At 70.0% G+C, this 19,848-nt stretch carries 17 protein-coding genes; 9 read left to right on the top strand and 8 right to left on the bottom strand.

All coding sequences use genetic code 11. The features are described 5' to 3' along the window. Positions 1 to 105: 105 nt before the first annotated feature. Positions 106 to 2,097 (top strand): hypothetical protein, encoded by a 1,992-nt coding sequence (locus ABZ194_RS14540; RefSeq protein ID WP_355596143.1) that lies wholly within the window; start codon positions 106 to 108, stop codon positions 2,095 to 2,097. Positions 2,098 to 2,107: 10 nt separating this feature from the next. Here the strand turns inward: ABZ194_RS14540 and ABZ194_RS14535 are convergent, their stop codons facing one another. After that, entirely contained in the window at positions 2,108 to 3,385 is a 1,278-nt protein-coding gene (locus ABZ194_RS14535) for a cytochrome P450 (protein WP_355596141.1), read from the bottom strand. Positions 3,386 to 3,713: 328 nt separating this feature from the next. Further along, entirely contained in the window at positions 3,714 to 5,288 is a 1,575-nt protein-coding gene (locus ABZ194_RS14530; protein WP_355596139.1) for a GMC family oxidoreductase N-terminal domain-containing protein, read from the bottom strand. A gap of 174 nt (positions 5,289 to 5,462) precedes the next feature. Between ABZ194_RS14530 and ABZ194_RS14525 the strand changes: the two genes are divergently transcribed. Next, positions 5,463 to 6,998, top strand: coding sequence for a long-chain fatty acid--CoA ligase (locus ABZ194_RS14525; protein ID WP_355596137.1), 1,536 nt, complete (start codon positions 5,463 to 5,465; stop codon positions 6,996 to 6,998). Positions 6,999 to 7,134: 136 nt separating this feature from the next. On the opposite strand, the gene ABZ194_RS14520 is transcribed toward ABZ194_RS14525, so the two are convergent. From ABZ194_RS14520 to ABZ194_RS14510, 3 genes are all read right to left on the bottom strand, one after another. Then, the gene (locus tag ABZ194_RS14520) at positions 7,135 to 8,394 is read right to left on the bottom strand and encodes a cyclopropane-fatty-acyl-phospholipid synthase family protein (protein ID WP_355596135.1); all 1,260 of its coding nucleotides are present in this window, start codon (positions 8,392 to 8,394) and stop codon (positions 7,135 to 7,137) included. A 12-nt stretch (positions 8,395 to 8,406) separates the two neighbouring features. Further along, positions 8,407 to 9,765, bottom strand: a complete 1,359-nt coding sequence (locus ABZ194_RS14515; protein ID WP_355596280.1) for an FAD-binding oxidoreductase — start codon at positions 9,763 to 9,765, stop codon at positions 8,407 to 8,409. 275 nt (positions 9,766 to 10,040) lie between these two features. Further along, positions 10,041 to 11,642 carry a serine/threonine-protein kinase gene (locus ABZ194_RS14510; RefSeq protein ID WP_355596133.1) on the bottom strand — a complete coding sequence of 534 codons (1,602 nt, stop codon included), beginning with the start codon at positions 11,640 to 11,642 and terminating at the stop codon, positions 10,041 to 10,043. Positions 11,643 to 11,842: 200 nt separating this feature from the next. On the opposite strand from ABZ194_RS14510, the gene ABZ194_RS14505 reads away from it, so the two are divergent. Further along, positions 11,843 to 12,976, top strand: coding sequence for a CaiB/BaiF CoA-transferase family protein (locus ABZ194_RS14505; protein WP_355596131.1), 1,134 nt, complete (start codon positions 11,843 to 11,845; stop codon positions 12,974 to 12,976). A 16-nt stretch (positions 12,977 to 12,992) separates the two neighbouring features. Here the strand turns inward: ABZ194_RS14505 and ABZ194_RS14500 are convergent, their stop codons facing one another. Then, a complete protein-coding gene (locus ABZ194_RS14500; protein ID WP_355596129.1) occupies positions 12,993 to 13,460 on the bottom strand; it encodes a GyrI-like domain-containing protein in 468 nt (155 codons plus the stop codon). A 136-nt stretch (positions 13,461 to 13,596) separates the two neighbouring features. Between ABZ194_RS14500 and ABZ194_RS14495 the strand changes: the two genes are divergently transcribed. Next, positions 13,597 to 15,036 carry a GuaB1 family IMP dehydrogenase-related protein gene (locus ABZ194_RS14495; protein WP_355596127.1) on the top strand — a complete coding sequence of 480 codons (1,440 nt, stop codon included), beginning with the start codon at positions 13,597 to 13,599 and terminating at the stop codon, positions 15,034 to 15,036. 227 nt (positions 15,037 to 15,263) lie between these two features. Here the strand turns inward: ABZ194_RS14495 and ABZ194_RS14490 are convergent, their stop codons facing one another. After that, complete coding sequence (locus ABZ194_RS14490) at positions 15,264 to 15,407, bottom strand: hypothetical protein (protein ID WP_355596125.1); 144 nt, start codon at positions 15,405 to 15,407, stop codon at positions 15,264 to 15,266. 246 nt (positions 15,408 to 15,653) lie between these two features. Between ABZ194_RS14490 and ABZ194_RS14485 the strand changes: the two genes are divergently transcribed. The 4 genes from ABZ194_RS14485 (at position 15,654) to ABZ194_RS14470 (ending at position 18,713) form a co-directional block, all read left to right on the top strand. After that, positions 15,654 to 16,238: a general stress protein gene (locus ABZ194_RS14485; protein ID WP_355596123.1), complete on the top strand. Its 585-nt coding sequence runs from the start codon at positions 15,654 to 15,656 to the stop codon at positions 16,236 to 16,238. Between the two features lie 403 nt (positions 16,239 to 16,641). Beyond that, positions 16,642 to 17,016, top strand: coding sequence for an FKBP-type peptidyl-prolyl cis-trans isomerase (locus tag ABZ194_RS14480; RefSeq protein ID WP_355596121.1), 375 nt, complete (start codon positions 16,642 to 16,644; stop codon positions 17,014 to 17,016). Between the two features lie 184 nt (positions 17,017 to 17,200). Then, complete coding sequence (locus ABZ194_RS14475; RefSeq protein WP_355596119.1) at positions 17,201 to 17,695, top strand: transposase; 495 nt, start codon at positions 17,201 to 17,203, stop codon at positions 17,693 to 17,695. Between the two features lie 283 nt (positions 17,696 to 17,978). After that, positions 17,979 to 18,713 carry a septal ring lytic transglycosylase RlpA family protein gene (locus ABZ194_RS14470; protein WP_355596117.1) on the top strand — a complete coding sequence of 245 codons (735 nt, stop codon included), beginning with the start codon at positions 17,979 to 17,981 and terminating at the stop codon, positions 18,711 to 18,713. Positions 18,714 to 18,730: 17 nt separating this feature from the next. Here ABZ194_RS14470 and ABZ194_RS14465 read toward each other — a convergent pair whose 3' ends face one another. Beyond that, positions 18,731 to 19,363, bottom strand: coding sequence for a DUF1707 and DUF4870 domain-containing protein (locus ABZ194_RS14465; protein ID WP_355596115.1), 633 nt, complete (start codon positions 19,361 to 19,363; stop codon positions 18,731 to 18,733). Between the two features lie 146 nt (positions 19,364 to 19,509). Between ABZ194_RS14465 and ABZ194_RS14460 the strand changes: the two genes are divergently transcribed. After that, positions 19,510 to 19,848: a hypothetical protein gene (locus tag ABZ194_RS14460; RefSeq protein ID WP_355596113.1), complete on the top strand. Its 339-nt coding sequence runs from the start codon at positions 19,510 to 19,512 to the stop codon at positions 19,846 to 19,848.

Raw genomic sequence — 19,848 nt, 5'->3', positions numbered from 1 at the left:
CAGTTCAGGGGGGCGTTCTCCAGTTTCCCTGCGAACTCCCCTGTCTCACGTGAGACCATGCCCAATAGTCATAATTCGGGCACCCGTGCGGGAGGTAAGGAAGCCATGGCTTCGGAGCAGTCCAGCCAGTCCCACCTGCCTCCGGCATGGCCGGAGGCGGTGGACCCCCCGCCGGCGTGGGCGAACGACCCCCTCGGCACCGGCCCCAGGCTCCCGCTGCCCCAGAACGAGTCCCAGCCGGGCCGCGGCTCCCGGCAGGCCTCCCCGGGCAACGGCTGGGACCAGGCCGGCGCCGCCCCGGCGGGCAACGGCTGGGACCAGGCGACCACCCCTCCGACAGGTAGCGGCTGGGACCAGGCGGGCGCCGTCTCCCAGGGCGGCGGCTGGGATCAGGCCGGCGCGCCACGGACGGGCAGTGGCTGGGACCAGGCGGGCGCATCTCCGGCCGGTAACGGCTGGGACCAGGCCGCCACCCCCTCGGCGGGCGACGGCTGGGATCAGACGGCCACGCAGCACCTCCCCGGCCTACCGGCGGCGGGCGACTCCTGGCAGACCCCGCCGACGGCGCGGGAGGGCTCGGGCCGCCACGCCCCGGCTCCGGAAACCGGCGGCGCCGGATGGCCGACGGCCACACCGGCGGGCAATGCCGGATGGCCGTCCGTCACCCCGGCGGACAGCGCGGTCTGGCCGCCCACCTCCCCCGCGGAGAACACCACCCGGCCCCCCGCCACCTCGTCGGACAACGCCGTGTGGCCGCCCACCTCCCCCGCGGAACCGCAGAACCCGCTTTTCACCCCCTCCTGGGTGAACGCCCCGCCGCAGCCCCCCGCCCAGACCACGGCCCAGGCTCCGTCCCAGTCGCCGGCCGACCCCTTCGCGGGAGCGTCGGCCGGGAGCGGCGCCGCACCGGGGACCGGGCCGGGCGGCGGAACGGGGTCGGGCAGCTTCGGCGTGCCGAACAACCCGGCGGTGTGGGCGCTGGCGGCGACAACCCCGCCGGAGGCTTCTCCATCGGCGCCCTCCTACGAGTCTCCGTACCCGGGGCAGGACTCACCCACGGCCACGTACTCCATTGACAGCGTGCGCCCGCCCCAGGCCCAGTCCCTCCCGTCCGGACCCTCACACCAGCCCGGCCCGCTCCCACAGGGCCGGCCGCACCAGCCCCCGCAGGGCCGGCCGGAGCAGGCGGGCACGCCCGAGCAGGGCCAGCCCGGCCATCATCTGGGCAGAGACCCGTCCGACCCCTACCGGCCGTTCGTCACCGCCGGCCAGATCAGCGGCCCGAAGACCCCGCCGCCGGAGCGCCAGCAGGAGCTGTGGGACACGGTCTTCGGTGACAACTACCAGGCCATGGGGGACGAGGACGATCTCGACGGGGAGGGCAGGCCGGTCTGGGTCTTCGCGCTCGTGGGCTCCGTGGTGATCGCGGTGGTCGGCGCGCTGCTCTGGGCGTTCATGGCCGGGCCGCTGGCCGCCGCCAAGGAGGAGCCCTCCCCGCAGGTCAGGCCCTCGGCCACCACCAAGAAACCCCCCAAGGCCCAGGTGCCTGGCCGCCTGCCGCGTTTCCCCGGCAAGGGCTCCCCCGTCGACGGCACCCTCTCCGACCAGACCGCGGCGATCACCGTGGCACGGCTCGGCGGCCCCTGGCGGCAGGACCAGCGCAGGACCGTGCCGGCCGTCTACGGCTTCAGCACCCGCCAGTACGTTCCGGCGGGCACCGACTCCGCGGGCAGGGCGCAGTTCGCCCAGCTGATGTCCGGCACGCTCTCACCGCGGTTGAAGAGCAAGTACACCTCGCCCGAGACCCTCGCGCCGGTGATCAACGCGGTGGCCTCCGGCGCGCGCAAGAAGTTCTTCCCCGAGGGCAACAGCGCCCGCAAGACCGCCCAGCAGTCCCTGTCCGTCAACGGCGTGCCGGGACAGCTCGCCGCCTACGAGATCACCTCGGGCGATTCGACGACCCTCATGGTCGTGGGGGTCGTGAGCACCGGCGCCGACCTGCCCGCGGTCGTCTACATGTCGGTGCCGGACACCCTGAAGGAACTGCGGCCGGACATCACCACCGTCTTCAAGACACTCCACACCACCGCCTCGTAGTCCGGCGGGCTCAGAACTCACAGGTCATGCGCTTGATGCCGTTGATGAAGCTGGAGCGCAGGCGGTCGGGCTCGCCGACGGAGCGGATCCGCGGGAGCCGGGTGAACAGCTCGCGTAACATCACACCGATCTCGCGGCGGGCCAGGTGCGCGCCGAGGCAGAAGTGCGGGCCCGGCGCGCCGAAGCCCACGTGGACATTTCTGGGACGCCGGATGTCGAAGCGGCAGGGGTCGACGAAGACCGTCTCGTCCCGGTTGGCCGCCCAGTAGTACAGCAGCACCTTCTCCCCCTTGCGATACAGATGACCGTTCATCTCGTGGTCGCGAGTGAGGGTACGGCGCATCCAGGCGACCGGGGAGGCCAGGCGGACGACCTCCTCGACCGCGCCCGGCAGACGGCCCTCGACGTCGCCCAGGAGCAGCGCGCGCTGGCCGGGGTTCTCGGTGAACAGGTGCAGGCCGTGCGAGATGGCGTTACGGGTGGTCTCGTTGCCCGCCACGACCAGGAGGATGAAGAACGAGCCGAGTTCCTGCATCGTCAGCTTCTCACCGTCGATGTTCGCACTGGTCAGGGCGGTGATGAGGGTGTCACCACCCCTGCCCGCCAGGGAGATGACGAGGTCCTGGAGGCACTGCCCGGCGCCGAGGAGCAGTTCGGCCGCGCGGCTGACGTCCTGGACGAACTCCGGGTCGTCACCGGACAGGATGACGTTGGAGGCGTCGAACACCATCTGGTGATGCTCGGCGCCGATCCCCATCATGTCGCAGATGACCTTGAGGGGGAGTCTGGCGGCCACCTCGGTGACGAAGTCGCAGCCGGGCCCCTTGGCGATCAGGTCGTCCACGATGCGGACCGCCTCGGACCGCAGGTCGTCCTCGAACTGGCCGAGCATCTTGGGGGTGAACGCCCGGGAGACGATCCGGCGGAGCCTGGCGTGCCGGGGGTCGTCCATGTTGATCATGGATCCGAAATACTCGCCGAACTCGGGGCCCAGGTCGTGAATGGCGGTCGCACCACGGCCCGAGGAGAAGATCTCGGGGTGGCGGCTGGCCTCGACGATGTCGGCGTGCTTCACCAGGGCGTAGTAGCCCGGCCCCGGAAGGGCGAAGCCAACCTTGGGCTCGGCGAATCTGAGCGGGGCCGGTTGAGCGCGCAGCAGCGCGAAGGCGGCCTCCCGCTCGGCCATCGGCCGCTCCCAGAAGGCGGTATCCGACAGGTCGATGTCCGACAGCGAAACAGTCACACCAGCCCCCAATGGGATCGCATTCGGTCTACCGGTCCTGCTCATACGGCCTTCACCCCGGCCGGTCCCGGCCGGAGCCGCCGGGCCGGCGCGGACGAACGCGCTCCCCGCGGCGCTCCGGCGGCGGGAGGGCCCGCCGCGCCCACGCCCCCGTACGAGCACGCGCCATCCGTCGCCGGACGGCCGAAGCCGCCGAAGGTCCCGATCCCCATGGGCGGAACCTAACATCCGGCCGACCTTGAGGGACCGGGATTGCCGTCAGGCGGTCCTGGAGATCCGGAACCCTCACGCGCGGGAGAGCGAACGGCGGCCCCGGAGCCGCGGGCGGCGGTTCACCGGCCACGCGTACGTCGACGGGGCCGTCCGGAGCGGTTCACCGGGCGTGGCCGATGAGGTCGGCGGCCTTTTCAGCGATCATGACGGTGGGGGCGTGGGTGTGCCCCCGGTTGATGACCGGCATGATCGAGGCGTCCACCACGCGGAGGGCATCGACGCCGCGCACCCTGAGCGCCGGATCCACCACCGCCCCCTCGTCCTCACCCATCCGGCAGGTGCCGACCGGGTGATAGAGGGTCTCGCTCCGCTCGCGGATCCAGCGGGCGAGCTCCTCGTCGGTCCCCGCGCCCCAGTACGGGTTCATCGGCGCCCCGGCGAACGGCAGGAGCGCGGCGGTGGCGAACAGCTCCCTGGCCTTCCTCAGCCCGGCGACCTGCCGCCTGATGTCCGCCTCCGCCGTCAGGTAGGCGGGGTCGATCACCGTGTCGCGGCCGTTCAGGAGGACACGCCCACGGCTCTCCGGCCGCAGCAGGATCGAGGCGATGGTCAGGCCGTGGCCGGGCGGCGGGGTGAGACCGTGGTCGATGAACGGACCGGGCGCGAAGACCAGCTCGATGTCGGGGGCCGGCTCGTCCGGAGATGTGCGGATGAACGCCACCGCCTCACCGACGTTCGAGGTGAGCATGCCGCGCCCGCCCACCAGGAAGCGCAGCAGGTTCCCGATCGACTCGGCGCCCGCGAGCGTGATCGGCCTGGGGCAGTGCAGGATGATGCCAGAGGCCAGATGGTCCTGGAGGTTCCGGCCGACACCGGGAAGGTCGTGGACCGGCTCGACCCCCTCGGCGAGCAGTTCGTCGGCCGCGCCGACGCCCGACAGCATCAGCAGGTGGGGGGAGCCGACCGCCCCCGCCGCCAGGAGCACCTCCCGGCGTGCCCGCACGACCGTCCCCCCGCCGCCGTCCGCGGCGCCGTCCGTGCCCTCGCCGTACTCCACCCCGGTCGCGCGCCCCTCCTCGATCAGCACCCTGCGCACGTGTGAGGAGGTCAGCACGGTGAGGTTGGGCCTTCTGGCCGCGGGCCTGAGATAGGCGTCGGCGGAGCTGCACCGGCGGCCCCGGCGCTGGGTGACGGGGGTCGGGGAGCAGCCCTCGTTGGAGGGGCCGTTCAGCTCGTCCAGCCGGGTGATCCCGATCTCCTCGCAGGCCCGCAGGAACACCTCGGTCACGGGGTTGGGGCTGCGCAGTTCGGAGATGTGGATCGGGCCGGCCGTGCCGTACACGCCGCCGTGGTTGGAGCCGATGCGGCGCTCGGCCCGCCGGAAGTACGGCAGAACCTCGTCGTAGGACCAGCCTGGCAGGTCCCAGCCGTCGTAGTCGGCCCGGTGTCCGCGCACCCACATCTGGGCGTTCATCGAGGAGGAGCCGCCGAGCATCCGGCCACGCGGCCAGTAGAGCCGCCGCCCCGACATCCCGGTCTGCTCGACGGTGGTGAAGTCCCAGTCGTAGCCGGTCTTGAAGAGCTTGGCGAACCCCGCGGGCATCCGGATCTCAAGCCGGTCGTCGGCTCCCCCCGCCTCGATCAGGGCCACCGTCGTCGCCGGATCCGCGGACAGCCGGTTGGCCAGCACGCAACCCGCCGACCCGGCACCCACGATCACATAGTCGTACTCCACGTGTCTCGGTGCCCTTTCGTCGCCTGTACGGCCGGCCCGCTCCCCCGTAGGCGGGCTCTCATCTGCTTACTCCGCGATGCTTTGCACGTCAATTTGTGACCATGGTTACCTACCAGTAGGTAAAACGGGCTGAAAGTATGAATGGCTCAGAGCTTGCTCAGAGGAGGACGCATCATGCTCAACCTGTCGATAGTGCTGGAGGATAGCGCCCGGCAGCAGCCCGATCGCACCGCACTGGTCTTCGGTGATCTGCGGCTGCCGTACTCCCTGGTCAACACCATCGCGAACCAGGTCGCCAACCTGCTGGTCTCCAGGGGCGTCGGCAAGGGGGACAAGGTCGCGCTGGCCTGCCCGAACCTGCCCTACTTCCCCTTCGTGTACTACGGGATCCTCAAGACGGGTGCCACGGTCGTGCCGCTCAACGTGCTGCTGCGGTCCAGGGAGATCGCCTACCACCTGCGGGACGCCGAGGCCAAGGCCCTGTTCTGCTTCGAGGGCACCCCTGAGCTGCCCCTGGGCGAACGCGGGCGGGCGGGCTTCGACGCGGCCGGGACGGCGGAGCACTTCTTCGTACTCCCGGCCACCGCGTTCGCCACCGAATCCGAGTACGGCGAGACGCTGTGGGCGGCGCTGGACGGCGTACCCGGCGAGTTCGAGACCGTGCAGACCGCCCCCGACGACACCGCGGTGATCCTCTACACCAGCGGCACCACGGGGCAGCCCAAGGGCGCCGAGCTGAGCCATCAGAACATGCTGCTCAACGCCATGGTCTCGGATGAGATGTTCCCGCGCGGCGAGGAGGGCGACGCCTTCCTGGCGGCGCTGCCGCTCTTCCACTCCTTCGGCCAGACCACCGTGATGAACCTCGGATTCCGTCGCGGGGCCACCGTGGTGCTCATGCCGCGCTTCGAGCCCGGCCCGGCCCTGGAGTTGATGCGCACCGAGGGCATCACGCTCTTCGCGGGCGTGCCGACCATGTACTGGGCCATGCTGACGAAGATCCACACCGACGGCGACGAGGTGCCCACCTCGCTCAGGGCCGCGGTCGCCGGCGGCGCCTCCTCCCCTGCCGAGGTGCTCGGGGACTTCGAGACCACCTTCGGGATCGGCATCCTGGAGGGCTACGGCCTGTCGGAGACCTCACCGGTGGCGAGCTTCAACCAGCTCGGCAGGCCCACCAAACCCGGCACGATCGGCACGCCGATCTGGGGGGTGGAGATGAGACTGGTCGACAACGACTGGAAGACGATCGAGGGCGAGGGGCCCGGGGAGATCGCGATCCGCGGCCACAACGTGATGAAGGGCTACTACAACCGGCCGGAGGCGACCGCGGAGGTCATGCGGGACGGCTGGTTCCGGACCGGCGACATCGCCACCCGGGACGCCGACGGCTACTACACGATCATCGACCGGGCCAAGGACATGATCATCCGAGGTGGTTTCAACATCTACCCGCGCGAACTGGAGGAGGTCTTGATGACCCACCCCGGTGTCTCCCTCGCGGCGGTGGTCGGGGTGGTCCACGAGTCGCACGGCGAGGAGGTCAAGGCCTATGTGATCCGCGCCTCCGGGGCGGCCGTCACCGAGGAGGAGATGGTCGCCTGGTGCAGGGAGAACATGGCGGCCTACAAATATCCGCGCATCGTGGAGTTCCGTGACGCCCTGCCGATGACCGCGACCGGCAAGATCCTCAAGCGCGAGCTGAGGTAGGCTCCCCGGCTGCCCGGCGCCCCCGTTTTCGAGAGCGGCCGCCGAGAACCGGGCGGCGCCCCGGTCGGCGCCGGGGGCCGGACGGAGCCGGCGGTACGGCAGGCACCCGCGGACGGGCCGTACCGCCGGATCGGGGTCAGGGCCAGTCGACGGAGGGGCGGAGCGGCACGCGGGCGTCGCCCTCGGAGTCGAGCTTGACGCCGAGGATCTGGTGCAGCTGGATCTTGTTGCGCTCGAAGCCGACCACGCAGCCGGCCATGTAGAGACGCCAGACCCTGGCCGTGCCCTGTCCGACCTCCTCGATCGCCTCGTCCCAGTGATCGTCGAGGTTGGCGCACCAGTAGCGGAGGGTCTGCGCGTAGTGCTCTCGCAGGTTCTCCTCGTGACGGATCTCGAAGCCGAGGTCCTCCATCTGGCGGATGAGGTGGCCGACCGACTCCAGTTCCCCGTCGGGGAAGACGTAGCGGTTGATGAAGCCGCCGGCGTTGATGGTCCTCTCGGTGCCGGTCGGCCTGGTGATGCAGTGGTTGAGGATGCGCCCGCCGGGGACGAGCTTGTCGTACAGGAACCGGAAGTAGAACGAGAGCTGATCCTTGCCGATGTGCTCGGTCAGGCCGATCGAGCTGACCGCGTCGAACCCCGTCTCCTTGACATCGCGGTAGTCCATGTGGCGGACCTCGGCCAGGTCGCCGAGACCGGCCTCGGCGATGGCCTTCTGCGCCCACTCGGCCTGCTGGCGCGAGAGGGTGACCCCCAGCGCCTTCACTCCGTATTCGCGGGCGGCGTGGATGACCATCCCGCCCCAGCCGCAGCCCACGTCCAGCAGCCGCATCCCCGGTTTCAGGCCCAGTTTCCTGGACACCAGGTCGAATTTGACCTGCTGCGCCTCCTCCAGCGTGGACTGCTCGGCGGGGAAGACCGCACAGGTGTAGGCCATGGAGGGGCCCAGCACCCACGAGTAGAACTTGTTGGACACGTCGTAGTGATGGTGGATCGCCTCGGCGTCACGCTGCTTGGCGTGCCTGCCGCCCATCTTGGCCAGCATGCCTCGCCGTACCTCCTGGGGGGGCGGCGGCATCCGCATCAGCAGGGGCTTGACACCGAGCGCGCGAACGGCTGCGACCTTCTGATTCATGGGGATGTCGTTGATGGTGAGCGACCACATCCGCGACAGCAGGGAGTACATGTCCCCGTCGACGTCGAGGTGCCCCGACACGTAGGCCCTGGCGAGCCCGAGCTCACCCGGGGCCTGGGCCAGATAGGCGACCGCCGCCGGAGACCTGACCTCAATGCCGATGCCCGCGCCGTCCGGGCCTGCCCTGCTTCCGTCGTAGGCGCTGAAGCGGATACCCGCCTCGGAACCGACGACCATCTCGAAGATCTCTGCGAGCCTCACAGGTTCAACCTCCTAACGCCCCCGCACACACTTGTCGTAGAGGTCGAGCAACCGGCCGCCCGCATCGTATGCCCGCTTTACCGGCCAGTAGGCGGTTCCGTTATACAACCGCCAGAATTCGTCCTCTGCGTAGAAAGATGTGGAGTACAGCGATTTATGCCCATCCAACCGGTGGACCTCACCCTCGATGAGGCGGTTGTAGTAGCCGTCGAACTGGCCCCTGGGCAAGGGGACCGTCCCCCAGAAACCGAAGTTGACATAGAGACGCCCGGGTTGCAAGGGATATATCGGCCACTCACCGGAGGCCTTCAGCGGGCACATCCACACCGGCGCCATGCCGACCCTGTCGTGGAAGAACTCCAGGAACTCGGCACCGCGCTCGACGGGCACCTCGATGTCCTGGATGACCGACTCCTGCGGAGGCAGGCCCCGCCAGCGGTCCACCCGGGCGAGCACGCCGTACCTGCGGTCCAGGCCGACCAGCCTGCGGTAGACGTCGGAACGCATCCACTTGCGCGGCATCAGCGAGCGCACCAGCGCCCCCTGCACACCGAAGGCCCGCGAGCACCAGAACCAGTCGGTGTCCCAGCGCCAGAGATAGTCGCGGACGGTCAGCCAGTCGCGGGTCCTGGTCTGGATGGACCGATAGTAGATGCGCATACCGGTGTAGTCCGACAGGTAGGGCGCCTTCTCGGCGAAGCGACCGACGGTGAGGTAGAGCTCGCCGGGGCCGAAGAACGTGCCGTCCACGAAGTCGACGGGCTCGCCCTCGTACTCGCCGCGCTCGCAGATCTCCCTCATGGCGATCATGCACTTGTCGGCGTCGCCGAACGGGATGTGGGTCAGCCGGACGTACGACTGGACGGGCTTGAGCTTGATCCGGATCCGGAGCGCGTAGCCGAGCGTGCCGTAGGAGTTGGGGAACGAGCGGAACAGGTCACGGTGCTCGTTGTCGTCACGCGCCACCACGATCCGGCCGTCGCCGGTGAGGATCTCCAGCTCCTCCACCGACTCGTGCGGCAGCCCGTCGCGGAAGCTGGTGGACTCGATGCCCAGCCCGGTCACCGCGCCGCCCAGCGTGATCGTCTTCAGCTGCGGCACGACGTACGGCATGAGCCCGTGCGCGAGGGTGGCGTCCACCAGGTTCTCGTAGGTGGTCATGCCCTGCACCTCGGCGGTCATGGCCACCGGATCGACATCGATGACCCGGTCGAGGTCGCGGGCCGACAGCTTCGCCCCCCGGGCACCGTCCCGGAAACGGAAGAGGTTCGTGGTGGCCTTGGCCAGCCGGGGCACCGAGTTGGCCGGGATCGTCGCGTAGGAGTCCCTGATCTGTTCCACGGCACGCCGATGTGCCGACATCTGTGTCATCTGCGTCACAGGACATCACCCCCAGGGATCCCATAGTAAAGATCGGCCCTAGCACGTTATATCTAGGATGTCTCCAGAGCCAGGTGGGACACGTTAAACACGAGGAAACTATAGGGGCGATCCATCCGGAACCCCTGGCGGCCCGCCACCGCCGCCCCCACGGCCCACCGGCGACGCCACCGCATTCGTTCACCGGCCCCAGCGGGGACGGCCAATCCCACCGGCCCCCGCCCGGGGGAACGCCGATGCCGTCACCGGTCACCGCGCCCGGAAGGTCACTCGCCTCCGCGGGCGTGAAAGCTGCCGAACACCTGGTTCATCAGGCCGGTCTGCCCCTTCCACTCATCGGCGGGGGTGGTCCAGCTCAGCACCACGACCGTGTCGCCGACCGCGACGAAACGGCGTATCTCGTGGTAGGTCACGCCCGGCCTGGCCCACGGCACACCGCCGAGGTCGGTCGCCGCCCAGGTGAACTCCCACTGCAGGCCGGTGCCGTAGGCCAGCGGAATCCGCGCCGTGTCGTCGGAGAGGATCTCGCTCCACTGCGCCGTGCTCTCCCTGACGCTCCGCTGGACCGACTCCAGATCGTCCAGCGGGCCGGGGAGCACCTCCACCGACATATGCGCGCGGCCGTCGCGCCGGAGCCACTGGGTGTAGCCGGTCTCGGCGGCCCAGTCCCCCCGCCAGAGCGCCGGATACCGGACGGACCAGCTCTCCGGCGCCTTGGCCTGCCAGAGTCTCAGTTCCGTGGCGGGCTCGGCGACCCGGGTCCTGGAGGGCCTGGGCTCCGGCGACCCGCTTGGCGGCCCTGCCCCGGGGGTCTCGGAGAGGGCGGTGGGAGACCGCGCGGGCGGATCGGCTCCCTGAGCGGCCGGCGCGGCCGGCTGCGTCATCGCCACCGCCACCGCACCCCCTCCGGCCAGGACCACCGCCGCCGCCACGACCAGCGCGATCCGGCGCCTGTTCCCGCCCCCCTCCCTGCGTCGCCGCCGCCGGGCGGGCATCGCCGAGGTGGGGGCCTGCCGCCCGGCGGGCCTGGACGCGCGGTGGGGCACCGTACCCGACGGGTCGTCGACCGCCCGTGCCAGCAGCAGGTCGGTCTGCTCGGCGCTCAGCCGGTGGGCGGGTTCGCGCTGGAGCAGGCCGGTGAGCACCTCCCTCATCGCCGGGGGCACCCGGCTGAGGTCGGGCTCCTCGGTGAGGAGTGCGCCGAGGGTGGCGATGGCGTCGCGGCGCTCGAAGGGGCCGTGACCGAGCAGCGCCGCGTACAGGGTGGCGCCGAGCGCCCACAGATCGGACCAGGGGCCGGTGTCGCCGCCCGTGGCACGTTCCGGCGGCAGGAAGCTCGGCGAGCCCGTCACCATGCCGGTCTGGGTCAGCGAGGTGTCGCCCTCCACGGTGGCGATGCCGAAGTCGGTGAGCACGGCCCGCCCCTCAGGGGCCAGGAGGATGTTGCTGGGTTTGACGTCGCGGTGCAGAATCCCGGCGTCGTGGGCCGCCCGGAGGGCCGACAGCACCTGGCGGCCGATGCCGGCCACCTGCCCCACCGCCAGCGGTCCGGCCTCGTCCAGCCCCCGGGCCCTGACGAGTTCCATGATGATCCAGGGACGGCCGTCCTGCTCGGCGACGTCGTAGACCGCCACGATGTTGTGGTGGTTGAGCCGGGCCGCGGTCCTGGCCTCGCGGGAGGTGCGGGTCAGCTGGCGCCCGTGCTCGGCCGGGGAGAGGTTCGGCGGAAGCAGCACCTCCTTGACCGCGACCGGGCGGTCAAGGAGCGTGTCGTAGCCCTCCCACACCACACCCATGCCCCCGCGGCCGAGCTCTCTCAACAGTCGATAGCGCCCAGCGACCACCCGTTCACTGTGCGGATACGTCATCGCGCAACCCCTAGATCCCATTCAGCTGAGGCGCAAGCTTCCCATACCACCCAGATGTCGCGTGGCCCCTCTTACGACGTCTTGCCAGATAAAGCCGAATGTTGTTCTATTTAGCCGGAGAAAGGTCGCGGGACATTACCTGGCAGCCGCCCGACGGAACCGTCTCGCGGGCAAGCCCCCGCTGTGGCGAGGAGAGATCGATGGAGCACGTGAACAGGAGCGGTCCGCTGGCCGGAGTCCGCGTGCTGGAGCTGGCCGGTCTGGCCCCCGGGCCGTTCGCGGGGATGATGCTGGCCGATCACGGCGCCGAGGTGCTCCGGGTGGAGCGGGTCGCCGCCGTCGCCGCCGCCGGGGACAGCCCCCGCCAGGAGGTGATGGACCGGGGAAAGCGGACGATCGGCCTGGACCTGAAGTCCCCCGAGGGCGTGTCCGCCTTCAAGGAACTGGCCGCCCACGCCGATGTCGTCATCGAGGTCTACCGGCCGGGAGTGGCCGAACGGCTCGGCATCGGCCCGGCCGACCTGCACGCGGTCAACCCGCGCCTGATCTACGGGCGGATCACCGGCTGGGGTCAGGAGGGGCCTCTGGCGCCGACCGCCGGGCACGACATCGACTACATCGCGGTCTCCGGTGTCCTGTCCATGCTGGGCCGGGCCGGCGAGCGCCCCACCCCGCCGATCAACATCCTCGGCGACTTCGCCGGCGGCGGGCTCATGCTGGCCTACGGCGTACTGCTCGCCCTGGTGGAACGCGCCCGGACCGGCGAGGGCCGGGTGATCGACGCGGCCATGGTGGACGGCGCGGCGACGCTGTTCGCGATGTTCTGTCACGGCGCCCAGAACAACGTCCAGGGCCCGCGTGGCACGAACCTGCTCGACACCGGCGCCCCGATGTACGACACCTACGAGACCTCCGACGGCCGGTTCCTCGCGGTCGGCGCGCTGGAGCCCAGGTTCTGGGCGGAGATGGTGTCACTGATGGGCCTGTCCGACCTGCCCGACCGTGACGACAGGTCCAACTGGCCCGCGCTGCGCGAACGGCTGGCCGAGGCGTTCGGCTCCAGAACCCGCGCCGAGTGGGAGGCGGTGTTCGACGGCTCGGACGCGTGCGTCTCCCCCGTGCTGGAGATGTCCGAGGCCGCCGACCACCCGCACAACAAGGCACGCGGTGTGTTCGTGGAGGTCGGCGGCGTCCGGCAGCCCGCACCGGCACCACGCCTGCTCGGCGTGCCCGAGCAGGACCTCTCCCCCGCGACCCGGCCGGCGGATCTGTCCTCCTGGGGTCTGCCCGGCGAGACCGAGACCAGGCTGCGCGAGGCGGGAGTGCTCGCCTGACACCGGGACCGGTCGTTCAGCGCAGCGAGGGCAGGATCGCGGCGTAGACGTCCACGCCCCCCGGATGGTGGATCTCCACGTCGGTGGTGAAGGCGCGGGGCGGGGCGCCGCCGGACTCGGTGTGCTTCCGCAACCACTGCCACACCTCCTGAAGCGCGCCCGGCATCGGCCCGCGCGCCTCCAGCTTCAGCGCCTGGACCCCGGGCACCCGCACCGCGACCATGCCCTCGGGCAGCGCGGCGGCGCTGCGCACGGCCACCCCGACGATCTGCGTGTAGGAGCCGTGGTGATCACTCTCATAGTCCGTCAGCACCGCGTAGAGGTTCTCGTCCACCCGCCCGGGCACGTGCGCGAAGGCCCCGGGTGCCCCGGCCCGCGCCCACAGCGTACGGAGCCGTCCCCGCCCCTGCTCCATCTCCTCCGCGTTCGAGGTCCGTACGGCATGGCCCACGACGAGCATCTCGGGCCGGTCAACAACGATCACAGCGCCTCCTCATGGCCACCCTGCTGAACTCACGCAAACCGGATCCTAGTGCCCCGTCCACGCCGCGTTCCCTCTTTGAGATCTTCAAAAGCGGGAACGCTTCCCCGTAACCATTCACCCGATAAGGTGGACGAACGTGAAATTTCTCAATGGGATGACACCGGCCTACGACCTGACCTACAGCGACGTGTTCATGGTTCCGTCACGGTCCTCGGTGGGTTCCCGGCTCGCCGTCGACCTGTCGACCCGGGATGGCACCGGAACCACGATCCCCCTCGTGGTCTCCAACATGACAGCCGTGGCCGGACGCCGCATGGCCGAGACCATCGCCCGGCGCGGCGGCATCACCGTTATCCCGCAGGACATCCCGATCGACGTCGTCGCCAACGTGGTCGACTGGGTCAAGAAACGCGACCTGGTGCACGACACACCTCTCACACTCACCCCGCACGACACCGTCGGCCAGGCGCTCAGCCTGCTGCCCAAGCGGTCCCACGGCGCGATCATCATCGTCAACTGGGACAACCGCCCGGTCGGCGTGGTCACCGAGGGCGACTGCGCCGGCGTGGACATGTACACCCAGCTCTCCCAGGTCATGTCCGACCACCTGCTGGCCCTGCCCGCCGGGCTCGACCCACGCGAGGCGTTCGACCGGCTCCACGGAGGACGCCACCGGCTCGCCCCTGTCGTCGACGCCGACGGACGGCTGGTCGGCATCATGACCCGGACCGGCGCGCTGCGGGCCACGCTGTACCGGCCCGCGCTCGACGCCTCCGGCAGGCTGCGCGTCGCCGCGGCCGTCGGCGTCAACGGCGACGTGGCCGCCAAGGCCAAGGAACTGCTTGAGGCCGGGGTGGACTGCCTGGTGGTGGACACCGCCCACGGCCACCAGGAGAAGATGCTCGGCGCCCTGAGGGCGGTGCGCTCGCTCGACCCGGGCGTGGCGGTCGCGGCGGGCAACGTCGTCACCGCCGAAGGCGTGCGCGACCTGGCCGAGGCCGGGGCGGACATCCTCAAGGTGGGCGTCGGGCCGGGCGCCATGTGTACCACCCGGATGATGACCGGTGTGGGCCGCCCGCAGTTCTCCGCGGTGCTGGAGTGCTCCGCCGAGGCCCGCCGCCTCGGACGCCACGTCTGGGCGGACGGCGGGGTACGGCACCCCCGGGACGTGGCGCTGGCCCTGGCCGCCGGAGCCGCCAACGTGATGATCGGCTCCTGGTTCGCCGGTACTTACGAGTCCCCCGGCGACGCCCGCACCGATGCGGACGGCCGTAGGTACAAGGAGAACTTCGGCATGGCCTCGGCCCGCGCGGTGAAACTGCGCACCGCGGAGGACTCCCCCTTCGAGCGGACCCGCAAGGCCCTGTTCGAGGAGGGCATCTCCACCTCCAGGATGTATCTCGACCCGGTCAGGCCCAGCGTCGAGGACCAGATCGACGCCATCGTGGCCGGACTGCGCTCCTCGTGCACCTACGCGGGCGCGTCCGACCTGGAGGAGTTCCACGAGCGCGCGGTGATCGGTGTGCAGAGCGCGTCCGGCTACACCGAGGGCATGCCACTCCACCAGAGCTGGTAGTCCCTGCGGGGAACAGGGCTCATGCTCCCCGTGCGGGGCGGCGCAGGTGCGCGGAGGCCACGGCGCTCGGCGGCGCAGCGCCTCGCCTCCCGCGCGGAGGGCCGGGTCGATCCACCTCGCCGAGCCGGAGGCCTGAGGTGACCTCGTCTCCCGCGTGGAGGGACGGGTTGTCGGCGGCGTGACCGTCGACCGGCTTCTCCCCTGGCCTCGCGCGCGGGGGGGAGGGGTCACCTGTGATAGCGCGACACCACCATCCGCCGGCGGCGGTCGTCCAGATACAGCGGCCTGCCCCGATAACGAGTGAGCCGGCACAGTGCCATCAGCCCCATGAGTGCCAGCAGCACCTCGATCATCATGATGAATGCGATCATTTCAGGTTCCTTCGCAGACCAGCACGGCGATCCCTGTCCACCCATCGTCAGTGCTATAGCACATGAACTTAACAGCACATCGCACCGTTTGTCGCCCAATGTCCGCTTTCATTAGGAAAGCTTTCACCCGGAAGCTTTCCCGGGTCACCCGATAGGACAAGGTGCCGGGCGGACACGCATTCTCCCTCCCTCGCGGGGTAGTCACCAGGCCGGATCCCCCTTCTAAGCACGGGAAGGCGAACGGACATGCCAGAACTATCCACCATCCCGGACACCCAGGTCGTCGTCGACCGGAGAGTGCTGGTCGGCTACGACAACTACCTCGCCGCCCAGCGGGCCGTGGACGGCCTCTCGGACGCGGGCTTCCCCGTCGAGCACGTGGCGATCGTCGGCAGCGACCTGAGGCTGGAGGAGACCGTCACCGGCAGGATGACCAACAGCCGGGCCGCGCTCGCCGGGGCGGGGAGCGGCGTGCTCTTCGGCGCCGTCGCGGGAATGTTCCTCGGGCTCTTCACCTCGACCACGATGTCGTTCATCGTGCTCGTGCTCTGGGCCGCGCTCTGGGGCACGGTGATGGGAGCGGCGTTCGGGTTCATCAACCACTTCTTCACCGGCGGCAAACGGGACTTCGCCTCACGCAGCGCGCTCGTCGCCGGCCGCTACGACGTGCTGGTGGCGGCCTCCCATCTCGACCACGCCCGAGCCGTCCTGGAGAGCGGCTCGCGTCCCGCCGACACCGTGGTCGTCGAGCCTCCCCCGTCGGCCGGGCCGTACGCCCCCGCCACGGAAAGACCGACCGCACCGCAGGCCCCCGTCCGAAAGGACGGCTGAAGGACCCCCGTACCACCTCTGAAAGAGGGGGAAGGACACGTCCAGGGCTCTCGCCCCACCGAACCGGTGGGGCGAGAGCCCGCGAGGGCGACCGGGCGACGGACACGACAGACACAGAGGCATTCAGCGGACACAGGGGGACACAGGGGGACGTGGGGACATCGAGGGCATTCGGCGGGGCCGCCCTCGGAGAGTCCGAGCAGCAGCCGGACCATGGCCCGCGGCCTGTTACGGGCGGGGCCGCGGGCAGTCGTCAGCGGCGGGCCGGTGCGGCGGGCGATCCTATCCGGGGAGACGGCGTCAGGGCCGTCACGTCCCCCGGCGCTCATGGGCGCGCCGGACACCGTAGAGTCGTCCGGCCGACCGGAAGGCGGTCGGCACGCACCCAACCAAGGAGAACCACGTGGCACTGGAGAAGCCTGAGATCGACTTCCCGGAGGGCGAGGCGCCCTCGGAACTGCAGATCGTCGACATCGTCGAAGGAGACGGTCCCGAGGCCAAGCCGGGTCACCAGGTCAGCGTGCACTACGTCGGCGTCGCCTTCTCCACCGGCGAAGAGTTCGACGCCTCCTGGAACCGCGGCGAGACCTTCCAGTTCCCGCTGGGGGGCGGCCGGGTCATCGCGGGCTGGGACCAGGGCGTCGCGGGCATGAAGGTCGGCGGCCGTCGTCGCCTCACCATCCCGCCCCACCTCGGATACGGCAACCGCGGCGCGGGCGCCCGCATCAAACCGGGCGAAACGCTGATCTTCGTCGTGGACCTGCTCGGCGTCAGCTGACGCCCCCGGCGGCCTCGGACAGACGGTCACCGGTTCACGGGGCACGCGGTGGCCGCCACCGCGTGCCCCGTGAACCCCCCTGTACCCCGCACCCCGGACATGACCACTGAGACATCTCAACCGACGCGTCCGCGACTTTGAGATCACGATCAGGGAACTCGCCACCCCGCTGGCACCCAGACTGTTGGAGATCGCCGGGATCAGCCACATCTCCGCAGTAGTTCTGATCGCGGAGATCGGTGACATCACCCGCTTTGCCGGCTCGGCCAAGCACGCCCGCCACACCGGCCGCGCTCCGATCCCGGTCTACTCCTCGGACAAAGAACGCCATCGCCGCCACCGAGGCGGCAACCGCCGCCTCAACAGCGTGTTTTACACCCCGGCCATCGTGCGGAAACGCTTCTACCCCGCCGCACAACGACTCCTGGCCCGTCACGAACCCACCAAAGGCGCCCGCGGGGCCCGCCGGATCCTTCAGCGTCGCCTCCTCGACGTCATCCACCGATCCACCCCGCGCTCCGTGGATTCGCCGTTTTTCTGTGACGCCGCATTGATCGTGGCCCGCACGACGCTCTCCGGGGACCGCCACCCCGGAGGGCCGTTCCGATGTGATCTATTTCGACACACAACATCACCCATAGGTGATCAACAGCTAATTGATCACCATCTCTCAACCTAAGTGATATAAGTCACTTTATATCCCATTAACATGGTTTTACTATTCCTTTGTCGCATATGGTCGGCCCACCTTAGGCGGGAAGCACCCCTGTGACCCGCCAATGGGACCGGTCGGCGCGCATCCCCCGTCTCCCCCGCCCCGTACGGCCCTCCCATGTCCTGTCCCCGACCTTGGACCGTGGTTTCCCTTGGGCCTGCACTCTCGCACTCCGTCTCCCCGCACCCCCCGAACATCCCCTCCGAAAAAGCCGAGGCCGGGAAGGCCAGGCAGGCGGCGTCTGGCCGTGCTGGCCGCAGGCGCCGCCGTGGCGGTCTCGGCAGGCGTCTGGGCGCTCTCCACCTCCGGCAACGCCCCGTGGACGGCGGCCGGCCTCAGCGGAGCCCGGAACCCGGTCGGCACCGCCGTGCCTTCCGACGGCCCGGCGAGCACCGTCGGGAACTCCCCGGCCACCGGCGGGAGAGCCTCGGTCTCACCCGTCCGGCCCGAGGGCACAACGGATCAGGCCACCACCCCCGAGGCTGCGACCGCCTCGGTCACCACCGTCCCGGCCACAACGACGGGACCGGGAGCAGCCAAGGGGACGACGGGGCCGTCCAGCGCGCCCCGGGCCACAATCAGGCCCTCCGCCACGGCCACACCGACCGACGCCGCCACCCCCGCGGTGAAGAGCACGTCGAAGATCGGCAAGACCGGCGAGGCCAAGGTCGCCCCAGAGCCAAAGACCCACGTGATCTCAACCGGGACCTGTGGCGCCTCCTTCTACGGGGAACCGCAGATGACGGCCAGCGGCGAGCAGTTCAACCCGAACGCGATGACCGCCGCGCACAAGAGCCTGCCCCTCGGCAGCAAGGTCCGGGTGACCAATCCCGCGAACGGCGAGTCGGTCACGGTCAGGATCAACGACCGCGGCCCGTACGTGGGCGGGCGCTGTCTCGACCTGTCCAGAGCCGCCTTCTCCGCCATCGGCGACACCGCCGCCGGAGTGATGCGGGTCAAGTACGAGGTTCTCGGCAACTGACCGGCGATCGCTCCGGTCTACCTCACCAGGCGGAGCGTGAGCGGGTAGCGGAAGTTACCCTCGCCGAGCGCGGCCAGGCCGCCGATCACCGACAGCACCGCGCCTCCGATCCAGAGCAGGGGCGTCAGCACCAGGCCCACGAAGGTGATCGTCAGCACCAGGGTGGCGCCGAGCAGTGTGAGCTGGAAGTTGAGCGCCTCCACCGCGTGCCTGCGAATGTGGGGCGAGGTCTTCCCGGCGGCCAGCAACATGATCAGCGGACCGAGCGCGAGCAGGCCGGCCAGCGGGAGCAGGTGGGCCGCCGCCGCGCCCAAGCGCTCTCCCCCGGTGTCCGCTCGCGCGTCGTGACCCGCGGGCACCACCCCGCCCGGCACTGGAGGGTACGGCGCGGGCGCGATCGGGCGCGAGCCGTACAGCTCGTGCATGATCGGCATGAGATCACCGTGGAAGCGAGCCGTCATCGCCCGCTCCAGCCTGTCATCAAAGTCGGTTCTGTCGAACCGCCCCTCCGCGTAGGCGGCCTTGACGTGCTCGACCACTTGCTCCCGATCATGGTCGCTCACCCGGAGCCCGGCGTGGCCGAGCCCCGGGCCGGGGGACGGCGCACTCTCGCCCCATGAGTGCGCCGTCGGTGTCGCTGTGCCTGCCATGGGATCGGCATCCCTTTCGTCGCCGCTTTTACGTCAATCCTGAGCAACAACTTGTGAGCGGTCTATCCGGATGAACCCTTGGATGTCCCTTAGAGTCACCCCTGGACTTGCACCAAGACACGACCAGGAGATGTATACAGGGAGACATGAGATGGCGTGATCGCTATGGGTTGAGGCGTCTACGCGGGCCGAAGATCGCCAAGTTCGACCGTGAGGCGACCGATTCCGACGTCGAGGCACTCATCGACTTCGCGAAGTCGCGTCGTGGCGTGGAGTTCTATGTGGAACCGGAGACCTTCGCGACCGACACCACCGCGATGGCCATCGCGGACGACGGCGAGTGGACCCGTCGCCGGGTCGGCTCGCCTGCGGTGATCCGCAAAGTGGCCCGTGACCTGGCACTTCCGGTCTACGATGTGCAGCTGACCGGCTATCCCGCCCGGATGCGAGCCTACAACGAGCGCCGTAAGCGCGCCGAGAGCTGA

Source organism: Streptosporangium sp. NPDC006007, from assembly GCF_040614315.1.
GTDB lineage: Bacteria > Actinomycetota > Actinomycetes > Streptosporangiales > Streptosporangiaceae > Streptosporangium.
Note: the sequence above shows the minus strand (reverse complement) of the source record. Positions and strands in the feature narration are given on the sequence as shown.

Bases quoted from the DNA above. Each gene is read 5' to 3' on its own strand.
- ABZ194_RS14510 (WP_355596133.1), bottom strand. From the start codon at position 11,642: ATGACGTATCCGCACAGTGAACGGGTGGTCGCTGGGCGCTATCGACTG.
- ABZ194_RS14505 (WP_355596131.1), top strand. From the start codon at position 11,843: ATGGAGCACGTGAACAGGAGCGGTCCGCTGGCCGGAGTCCGCGTGCTG.
- ABZ194_RS14465 (WP_355596115.1), bottom strand. From the start codon at position 19,363: ATGGCAGGCACAGCGACACCGACGGCGCACTCATGGGGCGAGAGTGCG.
- ABZ194_RS14460 (WP_355596113.1), top strand. From the start codon at position 19,510: ATGAGATGGCGTGATCGCTATGGGTTGAGGCGTCTACGCGGGCCGAAG.
- ABZ194_RS14490 (WP_355596125.1), bottom strand. From the start codon at position 15,407: ATGATCGCATTCATCATGATGATCGAGGTGCTGCTGGCACTCATGGGG.
- ABZ194_RS14525 (WP_355596137.1), top strand. From the start codon at position 5,463: ATGCTCAACCTGTCGATAGTGCTGGAGGATAGCGCCCGGCAGCAGCCC.
- ABZ194_RS14535 (WP_355596141.1), bottom strand. From the start codon at position 3,385: ATGAGCAGGACCGGTAGACCGAATGCGATCCCATTGGGGGCTGGTGTG.
- ABZ194_RS14485 (WP_355596123.1), top strand. From the start codon at position 15,654: ATGCCAGAACTATCCACCATCCCGGACACCCAGGTCGTCGTCGACCGG.
- ABZ194_RS14515 (WP_355596280.1), bottom strand. From the start codon at position 9,765: ATGACACAGATGTCGGCACATCGGCGTGCCGTGGAACAGATCAGGGAC.
- ABZ194_RS14540 (WP_355596143.1), top strand. From the start codon at position 106: ATGGCTTCGGAGCAGTCCAGCCAGTCCCACCTGCCTCCGGCATGGCCG.